Origin of the sequence: Hahella sp. CCB-MM4 (assembly GCF_002260525.1) — a bacterium.
Lineage (GTDB): Bacteria > Pseudomonadota > Gammaproteobacteria > Pseudomonadales > Oleiphilaceae > Hahella.
Map to the genome: position 1 here is coordinate 92,769 of NZ_MRYI01000005.1, position 19,583 is coordinate 112,351.

General features: G+C 50.5%; 13 protein-coding genes. 9 read left to right on the top strand and 4 right to left on the bottom strand.

The features are described from left to right. Window positions 1–18: 18 nt before the first annotated feature. The 4 genes from BTA51_RS11575 to BTA51_RS11590 are packed head-to-tail and all read right to left on the bottom strand — an operon-like array spanning window position 19 to window position 6,067. Window positions 19–1,344 (bottom strand): lysine N(6)-hydroxylase/L-ornithine N(5)-oxygenase family protein, encoded by a 1,326-nt coding sequence (locus tag BTA51_RS11575; protein WP_094707625.1) that lies wholly within the window; start codon window positions 1,342–1,344, stop codon window positions 19–21. Further along, a complete protein-coding gene (locus BTA51_RS11580) occupies window positions 1,328–3,094 on the bottom strand; it encodes an IucA/IucC family siderophore biosynthesis protein (protein ID WP_168188138.1) in 1,767 nt (588 codons plus the stop codon). Before BTA51_RS11580 ends, BTA51_RS11575 begins: the two co-directional genes overlap by 17 nt. Window positions 3,095–3,120: 26 nt before the next feature. After that, on the bottom strand, window positions 3,121–4,158 hold the full coding sequence (locus BTA51_RS11585) for a GNAT family N-acetyltransferase (protein WP_094707627.1): 1,038 nt from the start codon (window positions 4,156–4,158) through the stop codon (window positions 3,121–3,123). A 40-nt stretch (window positions 4,159–4,198) separates the two neighbouring features. After that, a complete protein-coding gene (locus tag BTA51_RS11590; RefSeq protein WP_094707628.1) occupies window positions 4,199–6,067 on the bottom strand; it encodes an IucA/IucC family siderophore biosynthesis protein in 1,869 nt (622 codons plus the stop codon). 161 nt (window positions 6,068–6,228) lie between these two features. Between BTA51_RS11590 and BTA51_RS11595 the strand changes: the two genes are divergently transcribed. The 9 genes from BTA51_RS11595 (at window position 6,229) to BTA51_RS11635 (ending at window position 19,526) form a co-directional block, all read left to right on the top strand. Next, window positions 6,229–7,476: an MFS transporter gene (locus BTA51_RS11595; RefSeq protein ID WP_141215583.1), complete on the top strand. Its 1,248-nt coding sequence runs from the start codon at window positions 6,229–6,231 to the stop codon at window positions 7,474–7,476. Window positions 7,477–7,549: 73 nt separating this feature from the next. Beyond that, a complete protein-coding gene (locus tag BTA51_RS11600; RefSeq protein ID WP_094707630.1) occupies window positions 7,550–8,395 on the top strand; it encodes an ABC transporter ATP-binding protein in 846 nt (281 codons plus the stop codon). Further along, window positions 8,386–9,327, top strand: coding sequence for an ABC transporter substrate-binding protein (locus tag BTA51_RS11605; RefSeq protein WP_094707631.1), 942 nt, complete (start codon window positions 8,386–8,388; stop codon window positions 9,325–9,327). Before BTA51_RS11600 ends, BTA51_RS11605 begins: the two co-directional genes overlap by 10 nt. Then, entirely contained in the window at window positions 9,324–11,300 is a 1,977-nt protein-coding gene (locus BTA51_RS11610) for an iron ABC transporter permease (RefSeq protein WP_094707632.1), read from the top strand. The genes BTA51_RS11605 and BTA51_RS11610 overlap by 4 nt, the downstream gene beginning before the upstream one ends. Window positions 11,301–11,425: 125 nt before the next feature. Continuing rightward, window positions 11,426–13,714, top strand: a complete 2,289-nt coding sequence (locus BTA51_RS11615; protein ID WP_094707633.1) for a TonB-dependent receptor — start codon at window positions 11,426–11,428, stop codon at window positions 13,712–13,714. 368 nt (window positions 13,715–14,082) lie between these two features. After that, window positions 14,083–15,045, top strand: coding sequence for a hypothetical protein (locus tag BTA51_RS11620; protein WP_141215584.1), 963 nt, complete (start codon window positions 14,083–14,085; stop codon window positions 15,043–15,045). Next, complete coding sequence (locus tag BTA51_RS11625; protein ID WP_094707635.1) at window positions 15,042–16,874, top strand: IucA/IucC family siderophore biosynthesis protein; 1,833 nt, start codon at window positions 15,042–15,044, stop codon at window positions 16,872–16,874. Before BTA51_RS11620 ends, BTA51_RS11625 begins: the two co-directional genes overlap by 4 nt. Beyond that, entirely contained in the window at window positions 16,871–18,166 is a 1,296-nt protein-coding gene (locus BTA51_RS11630; protein ID WP_094707636.1) for a type III PLP-dependent enzyme, read from the top strand. Before BTA51_RS11625 ends, BTA51_RS11630 begins: the two co-directional genes overlap by 4 nt. Then, on the top strand, window positions 18,147–19,526 hold the full coding sequence (locus BTA51_RS11635; protein ID WP_094707637.1) for a diaminobutyrate--2-oxoglutarate transaminase: 1,380 nt from the start codon (window positions 18,147–18,149) through the stop codon (window positions 19,524–19,526). Before BTA51_RS11630 ends, BTA51_RS11635 begins: the two co-directional genes overlap by 20 nt. Window positions 19,527–19,583: the final 57 nt, after the last annotated feature.

Here is a 19,583-nt window from a genome sequence, read left to right on the forward strand (position 1 = left end):
GTTGATGGGGTATTTCTGTTAAATAGCCATGTCGTAAGCCATTTCGACTTCAGGCTGAAGCTCCTCCTGCCAGTTCACCAGACTGACACGCTGCTCTAGATCAAATACCTGTTCGCCCAGTAAGCGATTAATAATACTGGCAGACCGCCAGCACATCAGACTCATCTGGGGCTCGGCGATACCGTGACTATGACGTCCGGCATTCACAGCAAAGATGCGGTTTTCTGATGGTCCATTCCACTCCACTTCAAAGTCCCGGCTTAATTCAAACTGTCCTTCAGCATCAATAGACAACTTGCTGCGCAGGCTATCCATATACACGGGAATGTCAGATTCAAATCCGGTGCATAGCACCACAACATCGGCCTGCAACGATTCGGATTGCTGATTAAGCCCATTCAACAACTCCAGGGAATAACGGCCGTTTTCGTAGGTCATGCCTGACATTTCACGATAAGGTCGAAGGTCAAGGTGCTCAGCCTGCCCCCTGACAGCCTTGTCATATAACTTTTGGTACAGGGCTTTGAGGGTATCCGGCGAAATCCCATCGGATGCCAGCTTCTGGCTGGCCACCAGCCGTTGTTTGATTTTTCCTGGCAGCTGGAAAAACGCATCCACATACTGGGGTGTAAAAAATTCATTGGTGAAAGGGGTTTCGTCCAGCGGTTCAAAGTTCTGTCGCCGCGATAGCCAGTGCACACTCGCCGGCCTTCCCCATTGGTTATCCATCATGCTCTGGAATACTTCCGCACCGGTTTGGCCACCGCCAACAACTGCAACCCGAAGCCCTTCCACCGAAAACTGCCGCTGGGCAATGCCAATAGCATGAAATACGTTGCCACCGATATGCTTGCGGGCACACTCAGGAATATGAGGCCTTTTTCCAGTGCCAAGACAAATATTCTTAGCCTTCACAGGCTCTGAAACACCGTCAAAATACAACCGAAATTGCCCTTCTGAAAACTCCACATTCTCAACCGGCGAATTGAACTGAACATTAGGTAGCTGCTCCGATACCCAGCGCAGGTAATCAGCATATTCGGCCCGAGTGACAGCAGTGAGTTCAGCAGACAGGAATTGGTAAAAGCGCTTATGAGATACCAGATAGTTCAAAAAGCTGTATGGGCTGGTGGGCGCAATGCCTGTCACCAAGTCCTTCAGGTAGGAGGTCTGCATTCGCGCGTCCGGCAATAACATTCCCGGATGCCAGCTGAATGAGGATTTACGCTCAAAAAACGTTGAGCGGATGCTTCTCCCTTGCCGATTCAGGCCATCTATGAGCGCTGCAATGCTCAGATTGAAAGGTCCTGCGCCAAGGCCTGCAAGATCAAGAGGCTGTGTCATAGTCGTGCTCCGTGACTCGATCCAAAACTAATGGGTTGTTGATCGGGGTACCAAGTTCGGGGATAGGTCGTTCCGCCGAATCAGCATATCCGATGCGAAAACGCACCCGATTTATACAAACTTTCAGAATAGTGTCGGTAAACATGGGAAATAGTTCATACCGGGCAGCGAGCTCCGGGTGTTGCTTCTGGTACTTACTTATACTTTCCGCAAGAAGGGCATAGAAACGGGCTTCCGTGACACCACACTGTTCCTCCACCAACGGTGATATGAACCTCAGCGTGGTAACAAAATGCCCGGTAACCAGATCATGAATAAGGTACTTTGCGGGAAACCGCGTAAGACAAGCTTTCACCTGCATGGGCATGTCGGCAAGCTCTGGAAAATCCTGGTCTACTATACGCAGATCACCATGAAAGTCCTTAACACTGACGCGAACCGGCACATGATCTCTCAATATCACACTGATGTTCTGGCCATGAGCGACGAGCCCCACTCCATATTTCGCCATCAGGTGATAAAGGGGTACGACAACCTTACTGAACAATTCACGCAGCCAAGCTTCCGGGGCGAGTCCTGAACGGCGAATATACTCAGCGACCAGAGCCTTGCCACGGCTATCGCACTGCATAAGCGTCGCCATCAAAATGCCCTGTTCGTCCTGATTCACAAACTTCTGCAAAGACTCCCGCCAGACGACTCCGAGCATTTCTCGATATCTATAGGGAGTTTGAGCCACCTGTTCCTGGACCGGGTGACGGCAGTGGATACCACAGATCTCCCGCTGAACAACCAATCCACTCAACAATGGATCTTCGGAAACAATCGACGACAACCACTGAGACAAGTCTGCGCCTGTCTCGATATGCTTACCGGGAATACCACGGAAACAAGAGGTGTTCAGGATGGTCAAAGGCAGTTTTATATCGTAATCAGCCCTGTCTCTCAGATTCGAGAAGGTACGAATGGATTGCTGAGGCAAATAATCATCCGCCAACTCCCCAACCGGTATAATGTCTCCGCTCTGAATCCAGGCCTGGTATTGAACATTGATATGACGTTGCCACTGCCAAGGGTGAACCGGCACAGGATAATATTCAGACCGCGTTGTTCCCCGGTCCTTGAGTAATTGGTCGATCACTTGATTCTGCTCATCGCTTACGTGCAGCTGAAGCAAATGCCACGGATCTGTCTCTGGCTCATAACCAACGGTGCACAAACTTCGATGTACCAGTAGCAATTGCAGGCGAACGGACTGTCCCGATTCAGGTGCATAGAGGGCCAGTTCTTCTGTACCCCAACCGATTCGCCCTTTGTTGGCAATCGCTTTGGGGTGTCCATCTAACAGGGATTGCAACTCTTCTGCAGGTAACTGGACCATATCCCCTGCGGTATATGCCAACAGTCGTTCCTGTTGCCGATAAGTGCTGTAGAGCGTGTTCTGGATTTCCTCCAAAAGATTACCCAGATCAATATCATTCAGTTTCAGATCTGGCTGTGCATTCACCAGAAATTCAGTGGCTGAGGAGACCTCTTGCCCCTGACAGCGAATACTTTCCGGATCAACCTGGAGCCAGCCCCAGATGCTCTGACGGGCATGAAAACGGTAACTGCGATCCCCAATCACCAGTTCGTACTCCCCTTTGCTCAGCGGAGTCGGTTCCCAGCATTCCTCATAAGCACATTCGCCAATGATTTTGGCGACGAGGGATTGATTACATCGCGCCCATAGTAACGGTTCCAATGTCATGACGGTCATTCCTGTTGGGAGGTCGGCTACAATACCGTGGTAGAAAAGTATTCTTCGCGCTCACACTTCAGCAGAGCTGCACGTTTGTGAGGAAAATCAAATTCCCGTTCTTTATACCATGCAGTGTGTTCCACCCATTTAAGCAGCTTGCTGTTATCTGCACGTGGCTCCCCTACAAGGCGCTCAGTCCTTGGATCCAACAGAAAGAGATAGTGACTGAGAGCGTTGATCCAATGCAGGGTTCTCCCCCCTCCCAAATATTTGGGTTCGCCGACCAGCACATGATATCCATGGTCAAAAGGACGAGCATCGTAATAAGGGCCCAGTCGATCCTCTAATCCCCAATAACTCTCGAAATAAGCAAAAGGTTGGCCGTCAAAGCAGCCGATCAGAGGTTCGCAGTGGGGATCAGCACGACGATCACGTAGCATGTCATCGAGTTCCTGCCGACTGAACGGATATTCCCAGAATTTGGCGACTCTGGGCTCATTTTGCCATCGGTGAAAGCGTTCACCATCTTCTTCGATAGTGGCCCGTCGTAGGCTAAAGACTTCATTCAGTCCCGGAATTTGACGTTGATACAAGACGGTATCGGGAATCTGTGGACGTACGGGCACAGTCTCTGCCACACCTTCCCTCTTCACCCTGGCATCCGGTGCTACACTTAACAGCTCAGGCGACAACCAGTGTTCCCGGATCTGATAAAACGCAACTCTCTCAATGCTAACGCCCTGCTCACACGGTCTCCAATGAGGCATCCTCAACACCGGGTTTCCAGCCAGAATGGCTTCTGAAATGATTAGCCTTTGTGCCTTGGTGTAAGCAAAGAGCTGATCCATTAACTGGCCTGCAAGCAGGGTATTCTCGATACTCCCGTATAGTCCTGTAAGTAACCAGGTATTGTCTTCCAGTGTGTGTTGACTGAAGTCTATCTGCCACTGCCGGGTGCCCTTCTGAATCAACAGGCAGTTATCCGCGGAATGGGGAATCAATTGAAATTTCTCCTGTTGGGGAGAAAAAGCATTGTCGGCCGTAGAAGTATCAATATGCGCAATAGTGTTCATGGTCTTCCAAATATGTCGATAAGTTGTGTATGACGAGGAGCTATGGAGTTACAGACTCAGAAATCTCTGAATTTCGATGAAGATCGACTTCACTGACGGATTTTCCCTGTGACCATATCAATAAGGGATTGGGCATCTGGTGGTATGTTGCCAGGTAATCTGAATTTGTATTTTCATTGGTTTTCCGCAATGCCAGATAAAAATTGCATTTGGCGGTGAGCTCCGGGGATTGCAGCAAGTAGTCAATACATTGGTGATCGTTAATCCCGTCTTCTTTCACGGCGACTAAAAACTCTCCCAAGTGCCGAATCAACAGACTCTCTTCAAGTGCTCCATCCCCGCATAAGCTACTGATCACATTGAAAGTGGCATTTACAATCAGGTAATAGCTGAATAACTGGATGGCCACCTCGTCTTCGATGACGTTCCCACTATCCTTCGCCATGTCGGCAATTTCATGACCATACAACTCGTGAGCCAGATGGGTATAGCCGGTGCCTTGGCAATCACGGAAGTACATCTTTACCGGATACCCCAGATCGTTCAGGGTCAGCACAATATTCTGCTGATGGGCGCCAAACAGCAGGCCATAATCTGCCTGCCCGACTAATAACGGTTTAACAGCAACTTCCAGATATTGTTGAAACCACTCTACCGCCACTTCCTGATAGGATTGCGGCAATAACCGGAGACGTTGCTCAAGCCGGGAAGTTCCCGTCCTGGGATCATCCTGCAACAAAGTGGCCAGTACTTCCGTATTCCGATCAAACCGCTCGATGAAAGGATTCTGCCTCCAAAGCACAATACTCTCTTCATATAGTGAACCATCCTCGCCGCATAAAGCTGCGGCTGTCGGCTCCATGAGGATATTGAAACATGGAAAGCGATCGACATATTCCCTGGCTTTGGAAGTATTCAGCACTCTGAACAGTTCTGCTCCGCGCACCAGCTCTGCCGGCTGCAGATGACGAATCGAGTTGGTGAGCTTCACCGTGAGCGAATACTTCAACATCCAGGGAGCTTGCGAGCTATAAATGGCACGCACAGATGACGTGGCACTCCAATGCTGACTACCCTGGCCAAGGTATACCAAAGATCCTTCTTCTATCATGTCGCGAATGCGAGGCGTGCTTTGCCAAACCTGGTGTTGAAACGGATGACAGGGAAACAGCGCCTGATTTTCTCCCAATTGAGCAGCCCAATACTGCATATGCTTATCTGATTTCAGTAGATCCTGCACCAGCTCATTGTAAGCATGTCCTTCGCTCTCCTTGAGGTATAGCCGGTCTTTCCTGACCAGATACCATTGCAGGGCAAACTTTCCGTTGTATTCGGGGGCATACGCCAGGGTGTCCTGTTCAGAGAAATTATCCCTGGCCTTTGGACAGGGATGGATAGAGTGGCCGGTAAATAGCGCCGTTTCAGCCTGAGAAAAATTCAGGGGTGATTGAAATAGCGCATCCAGTTCATCCCCTCTAAACTCAATCGCATGCTTAAGATTACGATTGCTATCTCGAACTCTGGAGATAAATTCAATGACGGTGGTAGCAGGAAGATCCGCCGCCACAGAACTGTTCAGCATCGCCCATTCCATCGCTTGCTCAAACTGAAGGGTATGAACTTCACCGTCGTTGTCGGTCAGTAAGCAGGGAGCCAGCAGTTGATGCCGTCCTGTCGAGAAATATTGCCGACAGGGTACAGACAGAACGCCTTCGGCAGCTGAAATATCAAACCATCCGGAGGGATATAACGAACCTTGCTGGTGATCAGTATCAGCTTGGGGCTGTGCTGGCCGATATTTCCAGCCACTCCATTCCCTGAGCATCGCATTGAAGAAACAGTTAAGTGAGGAATCAAAAAAGAAGCTCATCATGACCTTCCCGGGTAATCTGGCTGCTATTGTATACATCGGGCTTCAACACACAGTCGAAGTCGACAATTCTCATAAGGGACATTCCGTCCCTTCACATTCGAGTTTTAAATTATGCTAATGCGTGTGATAATTGTTTTCAAGTGCGAACAATTATCATTTATGAGTTTTTGATAAAAATCACAGATCATCAGGCCAAAATGGACACCGAGAAACTTTCTACTCTTTCAACGAAGCTTTCAGCGAACAACAGCACAACAGCTCACATCAGTGTGCTCATCATGGGCACATTACAATCGGCGTTATTAGCCTGCCTGCCACTACTGATCGCCAAGACTCCGATGACTGCATCATTATGGTCCTGGCTGATTGGGGGAGGGTTACTGGGCTTTGTCTTTTTCGGTCCGATATGGGGGAAACTGACCGACCGGTATACTCCTGTCCGGACTCTGGCCTGGACCTTCGCCGGCCTTTCCACAGCCCATCTGCTACTATTGGCCACCCTCAGTACCGCGATCTTTCAACCGACGGAGTTTTGGCTCATATTGGGCGGGCTGGTGTTGTCACGCCTCGTCTATGCAGTGTTTGCATCAGGAGTTTTCAGCGCTGCACAAGCCAGCGTGATCACTCCGCTCTCAAGCAACACCCGAAGCCATCTTGCCCGTCTGAATGCCGCCAATCAGGCCGGCCGAATACTAGGCCCACTCCTGGTCGCAGCATGTGCCTGGTACAACGCTCTTCTATCGCTGTATTTACTGGGAATAATCTGTCTTCTGATGTCATGGTCACTATTCTTCCGGTCGAAACGACTGCCGTGTGCGACCTCCGTAAAGCCAAGCCCCAGGGAACCGACCGATAACCAGCAGATTAACTGGAATGATGTCTTACCCGAGCTTTCCATGGCCTTCTGCCTGACCTTCTTCCTGGGTGCCATACAATTTTCTTTGGGGCCCTACCTTCAGCATCAGTACGGGTTATCCCCAGAGGAAGCCACCCATCAGTTAAGCGGGATGTTGGCTATTTCCGCTTTCACGATGGTTATTACGGCTCTAGTTTTGATTCCCTGGCTGCAAAACCGCACTAGGAGCTATCTGACGGTCATGCTCGCCACCATCAGTGTGGGCAGCCTGATGCTTGGAAGCAGTCAGAGCATCATCACGCTGACAGGGGGACTGATTCTCGCCTGTATGGGAGTAACACTCAGCACCCCCTATTACGGTCAGCAACTCAGAGACCGGTGGCCGGAAAGACAGGGACTTATTGGGGGAATTCTGACTAGCGCCCACACTATTGGCTATGGCGTGGGTACCCTGGCAGGAGGACTGCTATTTCAATACTTGCCGGATCAGGCCCTCAGTAGTTCTTTGCTGCTGGGACCGATATTTGTTGTTTTAACCCTGTGGCAATGTTCAAAAAATAGCATATCCCCCCTTCCTGAGGAGCCATAAAAACAATACACTATTGCTAATGAGAATGATTGTGATTTAAATTAATATCTTATCACTTATTAGCAGTTGTCATATGTCTGTTTCCCTTGAGTTTGATTCTGTCGCTTACCGCATTGGACAAAAAACATTGGTGTCCGATATTTCCCTGACGTTTCCGGCAGGATCCGTCACCGCTGTCATCGGTCCTAACGGTTCAGGTAAGAGCACATTTCTTAAGCTGGCCAGCCGCTTGCTGGCACCAAGCGAGGGAAACATTCGACTGGGTGGGAAACCTTTAAAACATTTTCGTCAACGCGAGCTTTCCCAACAGCTGGCTCTACTCCCCCAATCAGCACCACGTCCTCTTGGTATGTTGATTGAGGATCTGGTGGCATGTGGACGACACCCACATCGTTCAGTTCTGGGTCGTATGACTCAACACGATCAGGAAATGATTGAATGGGCCCTGCAACTGGTGAGTCTGGCAGACCGTCGTAAGGAACGCGTTGACGTTCTGTCCGGTGGAGAAATGCAGCGCGTATGGCTGGCCATGATCCTTGCCCAGGATACCCCCATGATTCTCCTGGATGAGCCAACCTCTTATCTGGACCTGAGTCACCAGTTTGAGTTACTGGAGTTGGTTCAGGATATCAATCACCAACTCAATAAAAGCATTGTGTGGATACTGCATGATATTAACCAGGCGCTGCAGTTCAGCCATCAGATTCTGCTTATGAGACAGGGAGCACCGGCCTTTTTTGGCAATCCGGAACACTTGCTGGAACTCCCCATACTCAACGACACGTTTCAGCTGCAAACCACCCGGGTTGAGCTTCCTGACGGTAATACCTATTTGCATTGCAGATCCAGGACGTCACGCCGCCAACATCAATTGAACCACTGTCGCAAGCCCTCACTGGAGGAAGTAAATTGCGATTGATAGCCCTCCTGATCAGCAGTGTGTTCCTATTAAGTTACGGACAGGTCTACGCCGCTGTCAGTGCCACACATGCGCTGGGGACCCTGGAACTGCCGGCGCCTCCAAAGCGAGTGGTTGCTCTGAACTGGACAGCGGTGGAAATGCTGCTCAGCCTTGATACGGTACCTGTCGGTGCAGCCAGTATTAAAGGATATCGTCAATGGCAATCGAATCATCCTGAACTTCCGGACGGCGTGACGGAACTCGGAAGCCGTAGCCAGGTCAACCTGAAGGCGATCGCCGCATTGAAACCTGATCTCATCGTCGGCTACCCCTGGCGCCACCGCAGTGCTTACGAAGCCTTAAGCAAAATAGCGCCTACCGCATTGTTTCAACAGTACCCCGCAACAGGCGAAAAAGACTTTTTATATTTCGATGTCATGCAATCCAATTTTCTCCAACTGGCACGGTTGCTTGATAAAGAAGAAGAAGCGCGATCCCTGCTGGGACAGATGTGGGACACGATTGCAGAGTCAAGGAAAAGCCTGACCAGTGCCGGCCTTGAGGGCGAGCAGATCGTTGTTGCCAAGGCCATAGGTATGGGATTGGGCGTCAGGGTCTTTAGCCCGGAATCCCTCGCCGGCACTCTGACCACTCAATTAGGTCTTAAAAATCGTTGGTTAACTTCAATTCCCGGAAGAGACTTTTCTCACATACAGCTACGGGAACTCGCAGGATTCTCTGACACCCATGTTTTCATGGTCGGTGGGCTATCCCGGAATGCTCAACAGCTGATCGACTCATCGCTTTGGCCGCACATGCCGTTCGTTATCAATGATCAGTTATATAGTACAGAACAGTTGTGGAGTTTCGGCGGCCCCGTCAGCGCCATGAGAATGGCGGACACCATCTCCTGGAGGCTCATAGAGAAAACTACCGGAGACAGGTTATGAAGCTAGGGGTAACTGCAGTATTCAGTTTGGGACTGCTGGCTTTGCTTGCCCTGGCTTCGCTGTGCCTTGACGACCAATGTACTGTTATCTTGCCGACTCTCTGGTCAGATTCAACAATCAACATAGACCAGGAGCTGTTTACCACTCTGACACTGCCACGAACCATTCTGGCATGCCTGATAGGTGCCGCAATGGGACTGGCCGGTATCCTGATTCAGCACAGTCTGCAGAATCCATTTGCCAGCCCAACCACATTGGGAATTAACGCCGGCGCTATGGTGGGACTGATTATCGGTCAACTGGTCATTGCCACCCTCACCCCATGGGAAGCATCACTATGGGCTTTCGGTGGCGCGGCTACCACAGCCCTGGTGGTTTACGGATTCGCCGCCTGGCTGGGCAGTAGTGCGTTAAATACGATTCTGGTGGGTATGGCGCTTTCCCTGGCATTGGGAGCGCTTACGTCCGGCTTCATGTTGTTTTACGAAAACAGGTTGGACGGAATGTTCCTCTGGGGCGCCGGTAGTCTCCAGCACCTGGAATCCTATGATCTGGTTCACTTCACGCTTCCGCTGGCACTGACGATTGCTCTGGGGATAGGTGCCACCCGTGCTTTGGATCTGTTCCACCTTGGCGACCAGACAGCTTTATCCCTGGGAGTCTCTGTTGCCAAAATTAGAGGCCTCAGCCTGCTACTGGCGACTATTCTGGCTGGACTCTGCGTCAGCATGGTTGGCGTTATCAGTTTTGTCGGCCTGGTTGCCCCCCATCTGGCAAAATTACTTGGTGCCAGACGGTCATTTAGCCAGGGAATTATCACCGCTGTGGTAGGTGCCGCATTATTGCTGGGTGCGGATGTACTCGCCCGATTCGTTGGCGGACATGATTTTCCGGTTCCCGCCGGAGCCATGACAACCCTGATTGGCGGGCCATTCCTGCTATGGATGTTGCTAAAACTTTCACGACAAAGAACACGCTTGCCGGAAGCCAGGGAAGTTGGACTTGCTCCACTATTCGAATGCCGTCCAGCCATTCTCTTTACTGTTCTTGTAGCAATACTGGCCATGTTGTTATGGCTAACGTTTCCAAATATCGGCTCGGAATCACCTATCGCTTACCTGTATTCCTATCGCACTGCTGTCGCAGCGCTTGCAGGTGCTGCATTAGCCTGTTCCGGATTAATCTTTCAGGGGCTACTGCGAAATCCGCTGGCCAGTCCGGATATTTCAGGGGTTACGACCGTTGGCGTTTTGGTTGTTGTCATCGCTCTGAGCTTCAGCCCTGGCCTGAATCGAATGGATTTCGCCTGGCTATCCATGATCGGGAGCCTGCTGGTACTTCCTGTATTTTTCCTGCTACTACGGCGGCCAGCCTATTCCCCCACTCATGTGGCACTGGTTGGTATGACGCTCTCAGCCATTGCCGCCACGCTGAATACCCTTTTGCTGACATTAGGCGCTAGTCAGGCGTCCGATGCACTGCTATGGCTGTCGGGCACCACTTATGGTGTTACCCAATCCCAATGGTGGTTAATGGCGGGAATCAGCCTCCCCATTATGGTCTGGGTAATACATCAGGCCCGGCTTCTGGATATTCTCCAGTTAGGTCCGGAATTGTCCCAGGCACTGAGTGTTTCCATACAACGTCAGGGTCTTCTCATGTTGGTGCTCGCTTGTATCCTGGCCGCTGTTTCAGTGGCTGTTGTCGGTGGCATCGGCTTTATCGGACTGATGGCGCCACATCTGGCCAGTATGCTGGGACTATCAAATTACCGACAGAAGATGCTCGGCAGCCTATTGCTAGGCGCCATACTTTTGGTCGCTGCTGACTCTCTGGCTCAATCCCTTATGTCGCCATTTGAGCTTGCGGCAGGCATTACCACAGCCGTCCTCGGAGGAAGCTACTTTGTCCTCCTGCTGCTTACCGGCAAATACAGACAGCGTCTCTCATCTAATCCAGCCATCTCTCATTAATCGACTCGAAGGAGTTTACGAGCCGTGCATTTTTGTCTGCAAATTACAAATACGAATGATTATCAAAACTAGCTGACAACGTTTTACATCAAATGAATAACGCTTTACATCAATAGGAGAACGTCGTGACCCGACCACTGCTTAGTAAAACCACCCGGGCAACAGGTATCGTTGCTGTGAGCATTGCGCTTCCGGGATTTGCCCACGCTGATGAGGCAATCGTTATGGATGACGTTTTTGTAACAGCCTCCCGTACTGCACAGTCTATTTCAGAGATCCCGCAAACGGTACAGGTGATTGATGAAGACCAGATAGCGGAACAGGCTGCGACAGGAGCTTCTGTGGCTGATATTCTCGGCCGGATGGTTCCCGGGATGGGCACCAGCACACAAATCTCAACAGACTTTACCCAAACCATTCGGGGAAGGGATGTACTACTGTTGATTGATGGCGTTCCACAGATCGAAAACCGTAATGTCAGCCGCCAGCTCAATACTCTGTCAGCGAGCATTATTGATCGCATAGAGGTCATCTCCGGTTCCAGCGCAATTTACGGTTCAGGCGGCGCTGGTGGTGTTATTAACATCATCACCAAAAAGGCCCGGGAAGACGGCGTTGAATTCTCCACTGATGTCGGCACCAGCATTACCTCCTCTACGCCATCTAAAAGAGTCAGCAAGTATGATGTCAGCCAGAGCGTGTCCGTCAAGGAGGGTGACTTCGATCTGTTCTTCAATGCCAATTACGAAGAGCGTTACGGCAATTACGATAGTGAAGGCAACCGTATTGCACCGGAACCTGCACAGGTCGGACGGGAGGATACGGAAACCAAAAACATTCTGTTGAAAGGCGGTTATCAGTTGAGCGAAACCCAGGACATTCAACTATCAGGTGAATGGTTTCGCGATGATATGGACACCGATTTCGGCCCTAACTACGGGCCCGGGGCAGCCTACGTTACCTCCGGTGGTACTATGTCATTCCCCACCGAAGCGGTTGACGGACTGAAACTGGATGACCAACCATACAGCCACAGGGACGCTTACTCCATCTCTTTTAATGACAGTGATACTCTTGGTGGAAGTTTCCATGCATTGGGATATTACCGGAAACGGGAATATAAATTTTATCCATTCCCCACATTGCTCAAAGCTCGTGCCGGACTACCTACACTGGCACGTCTGGTTGTGAATCAATCTGTCAGTGAGTCTGAAGTTTGGGGCAGTAAACTGGCATTCGACACACCTGTCCACGAAAGAGTCAATCTGGTCTGGGGAACAGACTTCGAAGTTGAAAAAGGCTCCCAGAATGCCAAAAGCTACGACACTATGACTTTTCTTACATCCAATGGTTTGGAATATTCACCTACCGGACGCGAGTACTCTTATGGGCCGGACGTCGAAACCACCACTTTGGCAGGTTTCGTTCAGTCTTCCTATAAACCTGTTGATCCCTTAACACTACAGTTGGGATTGAGATATGAAACCATCAAGCAAGATATTAGCAATTTTACGTCGCCCTACGAATCACTCTACGATTATGCATATGACGATATAGGCAGACCATCCGACTTTACCCCAACCGAGCTCGAAGGCGGCAAAGTTAATTACAATTCTCTACTGGTCAACACCGGTGCTATTTATCGGGTGACTCCTGAGCATGAGATCTTCATTAATTATTCCGAAGGTTTTGAGTTACCCGATACTGCCCGTCTACTACGAGGTGCTATTGCCAAGGACAGCCAGCTTGCTGAAGTTGGGGGGCCTTATACCACTATCGACCAGATCAACCTGGATGCGATGAAGGTGAGAAGTTATGAGCTTGGGTGGCGTGGACAATGGCAGCCTATTCAGGCGAGTATCACGGCGTTTTATAACAAATCCGATAAAACGGTGGTCTTCAATGAAGACTATTCCGTGGACATGCTGGAACAGCAGAAACGTATTTATGGTGCAGAAGCCACGTTGGATTACTATCTGACAGATAACCTGGTCACAGGAGCTACCTACTCGTTTACGGAAGGTCGAACCTTCGATACCGATGCCGGAACCTGGGTCGACCTGGATGCCAGCGAAGTTTCTCCGGAAAAAATTACGACCTATGTCGGTTACGTCGCGGACAACTACAGCCTTCGGTTACAGGCTCTAAAAGTACAAAGCTACGACAAAGGTGCTGAAATAGACGAAACAAGCGGTGAAATGAGCAGCATCAAACCAATCGATGGGTACCTGGTGGTCGACCTTCTAGGCCGCTTTACTCTACCGGTAGGAGAACTGAGTGCCGGCATCAGCAACCTCTTCGATCGTGATTACAAAACCGTTTATTCCCAGTGGGCTGAAGCCACCTACGGCTCACCTTCAGGTCTCAGCGCCCAAGGTCGGACAATTACTTTAGGATACTCTGTAACCTACTGATTTATTTAGCCTTCTTATCTATGTAGTTTACTGATTTATAAATTTTATCATCGCACAAGGCACCGCTGATAGCGGTGCCTTTCTTTTCGCTTAATCCCGCCTATTCATTATTTCAATTCTTCCTTTTCCCATTTTCCCGGCAATCCAAAACGGCTCATATGTTACTGCCGTTTCATGCGTGCAATCTCGATCAATGTTCAGGCGTTTTGCCGTGAGCTTTTTACCTCTCTTGAGTCTGTCTTATACAAAAGTCTAGTTCGTCACAATCAAAAAAACTGAGGATTAGGTCATTCTTTCTATTTACAATGCGAATGATTCTCATTACCGTATGCAAACTATTTGCAACTAACCACTTTGTGAGGCCCCAAATGGAATTGATTTTACTCTCCCATTTGCCGACGCGAGTCCTCGAGGAAGGATTTATCCCGGCCGCTATCGACCTGAACGTCGAGGTGACCATTCTGACAGACTGTATCCATGAGCATGTATTGCGGAAGAAATTCGTCCCGGCGTATCAACACTGCAAACTTCTCGAATGCGATATCTTCAATCCTCTATCTGTCGCCAGATTAATGGCGATACATCAGTTAAGATGCGACGGTATTCTCGCCATGGCACCCGGTTTACAACCCAGTGCAGCAATACTTTCAGACTATCACGGCCTATCCGGCCCGTCCTGGCACAGCACACTTCTCTGCAGCCAGAAAAACGCTTTACATAACCGGCTCGATCCCTCCGATAATGTAACCAACAGCAAAATCATTCAAGCTGCGGACCTTAAATCAGCATCCATGATCAAGCATTTCCCTGCAGTCGTTCAATCATTGGAACCCGGAACCGGCGACAATGGACAGGTTGTGAGAAACCAGGAGGAGTTAAGCCGTTATCTCACAACCCTTAGTGAAGGATTCGCGCTTGTTGAGAATTATGTAGAAGGCGAGTTTTATACCCTGGAGGGTCTGGGTACTCCTGAGGGTTTTATCGTACTGGGCGGAAGCCGCATCCAGATTCAGGAGCTTTCCGGTAGCACCATTCGTCAGCCGCAATGGATGGCAACACTTCCATTACAAAATGAGGTTCTGAGTCAGTTGTCCGGACTGGGACTTGGGCTGGGCCGTCACCATGTCGAATATACCATCACCGCCAACGGCCCAAGGATAAAGGAAATCCATAACGGACTTCACACCGAAGACGGCGAGTTGTCACTGAACGAGCATCTGGAAGGGAACCTGTTCAGGGAAACCATCAATATCTGCCTGGGTATACCCTCCCAGCCGCTGCAATGGTGTGAAACTCATCAGGAATCCCCGATGTTGGAGGCGATGGCATGAGCCTCAATCCTCCTTATGCCGTATACGCCAATGTCATCGGCGAGCAGGCTGCCTGTCACGCTCTGCTGAACTGCCTGATCAAGGAATTCGCTCTGCCTTTATCACTGGTTCGCTATGGCTGGCCGAGTGAACCGATGGGGCTACCTCTTCAACTATCCCATCGCGCACGTTCTGTGAATGCCTTTCCCCTGAGGGTAGACATGCCTAACGGAACACGTTTCCTGGTACTGGTTGATCGTCAGGATAACCTGGGTAGTCAATATTACCTCTCGGGCGCTTTTGGGAAGCGCCAATCCGGGCCCTGGAGAAAGCTTCAGCTTAGAACTTTTGCCGAGTATTTACTGGAAAGCTGCTCTGAGATCACCGGTCATCGCAACGAAGAGCTCATGGACCAGATTCTTGCAAGCGGCGAGCTTAAGCAAACGATTGTGGCCCAACTCACCTCCCAGGTCAGACGCTCATTAAAAGGCTATCTTGATAGCGAGCAAAGCCTTTGGTTTGGTCATCCGACTCATCCCGCTCCCAAAGCCCGGCTCTGGCCTCAACATTTGCAGCAGCAAGACTATTCCCCAGAGTTTGCTCGATCAATGCGGCTGCACCAGTTTGAGGTCCCCATGAATGGTCTGTGGGTCAGTGGCAATGAATTATCTGACCGGCAGGTTCTTAACGGTTTTGCCAACCAATCCGGTGCTCGTCCAGGTATGGCCATTATCAGTATGCATCCGGTACAGGGCGAACTCTTCCGAACCGACCCCAGAGTCCAGCAATTGCTATCCGATAACATTATCCGCGATCTGGGCAGATCCGGTTTTGACGCCTGGCCTACGGCTTCCCTTAGAACCCTGTATGTGAAGGATCACGATTTCTTCATTAAAGGATCACTGAACGTCCGCATCACCAACTGCGTGCGCAAGAATGCCTGGTATGAATTGGAAAGCGCTCTGATCATTGACCGGCTGCTCACCCACCTGGTCACGGACTCCCCTGCAACCACCGGTGGGTTGCAATTGCTGGGTGAACCAGGAGCTATCAGTTGGTCACCCGTCGCGGCTTCAGAGGAAGATCAACGTTGGTTCCGTGAACAAACCGGGGCCATTTTGCGACGCAACTTTTGCCAACATGAGGGGATGGAAAACAGCCTGATGGCAGGCACGCTGTTCGGCCGGGACGGAGCCCTGCTTCCCGTCATCCTTAACTTTCTACAGGATTATCTTGGTCATTCTCCCACATCGCAGGACCGTCTGGCTTGGTTCCGTCACTACCAGTCTTTGCTGTTACGTCCAGTTATCAGCCTGTTCTTCAATCATGGAATCGTGTTTGAACCTCATTTGCAGAATACCATCGTGGTTCACCGGCAGGGTTACCCGGAAAAGGTGCTTCTGCGTGACTATGAAGGCGTCAAACTGACCTCCGATCTGGGCAGCCAGTGGATTCCCGAGGACACTCACCCACGGGTCAAACAGTCCATGACTTACCCACGAGCCCAGGGGTGGAGCCGAATCGCCTACTGCCTGTTCGTCAATAACCTTTCAGAAGCCGTGTTGGCGCTCACCCATCATCATCCTGAACTGGCTCCACAGATGTGGCAGATGGTTTATGAAGAGCTTCAGATGATCCGGAAAGAGTTGGCAACACCAACACCGGAACTGGACGGTTTGCTCTCAGGTGATGATATTCCATGTAAAACCAATTTCAGGGTGAGATTGGCCGGAGCTGCAGATAAGCAGGCTGGTTATGTGCAACTTCCATCTCCCTGGCATGACAAATTCACATCGAAAGATTCGGGTCATGCAGACAATCCACTGAAAGTTATGGAGTGCAGCCAATGAAAGCACTATCCGACTCGTCTTTTTCTGCATCTTCTGCATCACTACCCGAGAATATCCTGGTAAACGCAAAATCTCTTGCTTTGGTTGAAAATGAACCGGTCTGTGCCTTCATCTATGACCTGGAAAGCCTACGCAGGCATGTTCGTAGTCTCATGTCCCAACTCCCTAAAGGAGTGGAACTGTATTACGCGATCAAAGCCAACAGCGAGAAAGAAATTATTGAAACCGTGGCACCTCTGGTGGATGGACTGGAAATCTCCTCGGGGGGAGAAATTCAGAAAGTCCTGAATTGTTCACTACGCAAGCCCTTTATCTTTTCCGGCCCAGGTAAGTTGGACTCCGACCTAAGAGAAGCCATCAAACACCGAGTGGAAATGATCCACCTCGAAAGCATTAATGAAATACATCGGTTGGAGAACATCGCCGCAGAGCAAAATCGCCAACAAAAGGTATTGCTGCGCATTAACCCGATGTTACCGGATCATTTGGCCACCAAACTATCCATGGCAGGTGTTCCCACTCCCTTTGGTATCGACGAAAAGCAGTTGGCTGAAGCCATTCAACTGGTTGAACAGAGTGAACATCTGATACTCAGCGGCTTCCACGTTCATGCCATGTCACACCAGACAGATGTGCAACGGCACCAGCGCCTGCTCGATTGGTACCTGGAAAAATGGGGCGAGTGGAAAGCCCTGGTCACAGATACCTCCAACCTGTGTTACCTGAATGTCGGCGGGGGGATGGGGGTCAACTATCTGACTCCGGATCAGTACGATTGGTCAGCCCTTTGTCGTCATCTTGAGCAATCCCTGAAACAACATCCGAATCCGCCTCGCATTCGATTCGAACCAGGCCGCTTCATTTCAGCGTTTTGTGGGTATTACCTGATACAGATAATAGACATTAAACAAAACCACGGCCAAACCTTTGCGATATGCCGGGGGGGTACCCATCACTTCCGCTTACCGGTAGCCCAATCCCATGATCACCCGGTGATTCACTTACCAATGGGGAACCCAAGGGACTACGGCAACAACCGTTCCGATTCCTGGCAAACCGTGACCGTTGTGGGACAACTATGTACTCCCAAGGACATTCTTTCCCGGAATCAGAGTTTTTCCGACCTGCAGATAGGCGACCTGCTGGTCCTGCCGATGGCAGGTGCTTATGGCTACAACATTTCCCACACGGACTTTCTGTGCCATCCCAAACCACAACAGATTTTCATTGATTCAGACGTTATTGACGCACATATACAAAGGAGTGACCAACATGTTGCAACCGCTTGTTAATGAAGGCTCCAGAAACCTTCCATTACTGGAAAACCAGGCTAGCCGCGAATCAAATGCCCGTTCCTATCCAAGACGATTGCCTCTGGCTATTAGCAAAGCCGAGGGAATCCATGTCACAGATATGGACGGTAAAACCTATATCGATTGTCTGGCCGGTGCCGGTACTCTTGCACTGGGACACAACCATCCGGTGGTCGTGGAAGCCATCAAAACAGCACTGGACCAGCAGCTACCGCTCCACACGCTTGATCTGACCACCCCGGTGAAAGAGGCCTTCGTTGACGAACTGTTTGCCAGTTTACCTCCCGGGTTTGCCGAAGACGCTCGTATACACTTCTGCGGCCCATCTGGCGCAGACGGTATTGAAGCCGCGCTCAAACTGGCCAAAACCCACACGGGAAGAAGCGGCATCTTTTCCTTTCACGGTGGTTATCACGGTTCCACCCATGCAACGATGAGCCTTAGCGGCACTCTACATCAAAAAGGAGCTGTTCAAGGGTTGATACCTAATGTTCATTTCCTCCCATATCCTTACTCTTATCGTTGTCCTTTCGGCGTCGGTGGAAAACGGGGACATCAACTCGGCACCCGTTATCTTGAAACGATTCTGCATGATCCGGAAAGCGGTATTCTCCCTCCTGCCGCCGTAATTCTGGAGGTCGTTCAGGGCGAAGGTGGCGCCATCCCCGCTCCGGTGGAATGGCTCAGGGAGATTCGCCGCATTACCGCAGAAGCCGGAATCCCCTTGATCATCGACGAAGTACAAACCGGTTTCGGCCGAACCGGTCGTCTGTTCGCTTTTGAGCACGCCGGTATCGAGCCGGATATCCTGGTCCTGTCCAAAGCCATTGGTGGCAGCCTGCCGTTGTCAGTTCTTGTATACCGGAAAAAGTTCGACCAGTGGCTGCCCGGCGCTCATATCGGCACCTTTCGGGGAAATCAACTAGCAATGGCCGCAGGACTGGCCAGTCTCAAATACATCAAATCGAAGGATCTCTCCGCACAGGCGTCAATCAAAGGCAGACAACTTCAAGAGAAGCTGGGCGAGCTTCAGTATGACTTTGGTGAAATCGGCGATGTCCGGGGACAGGGCCTGATGATTGGCGTTGAAATCGTTGACGGTAATGGGGCTACAGATCGTCTGGGCCAGCCGCTGGCTAACCCGGAACTGGCTTCAAAAATACAGCGTCGATGCTTTCAGAAAGGATTAATTCTTGAGGTTGGCGGCAGGCATTCTTCGGTGGTCCGCTTCCTCCCTCCTTTGATCGTTACTGAACAGCAGATTGAACAAATCGGCAATATTTTTTCCGAAGCGGTACGGGAGCTTTGCCTGTCCCGTGAAATCAGCGTCGCTGGATAAATAGCGTCAATATAGGTCCTCAATCTGACATGATTTCACGATCCAACATATCTCCAG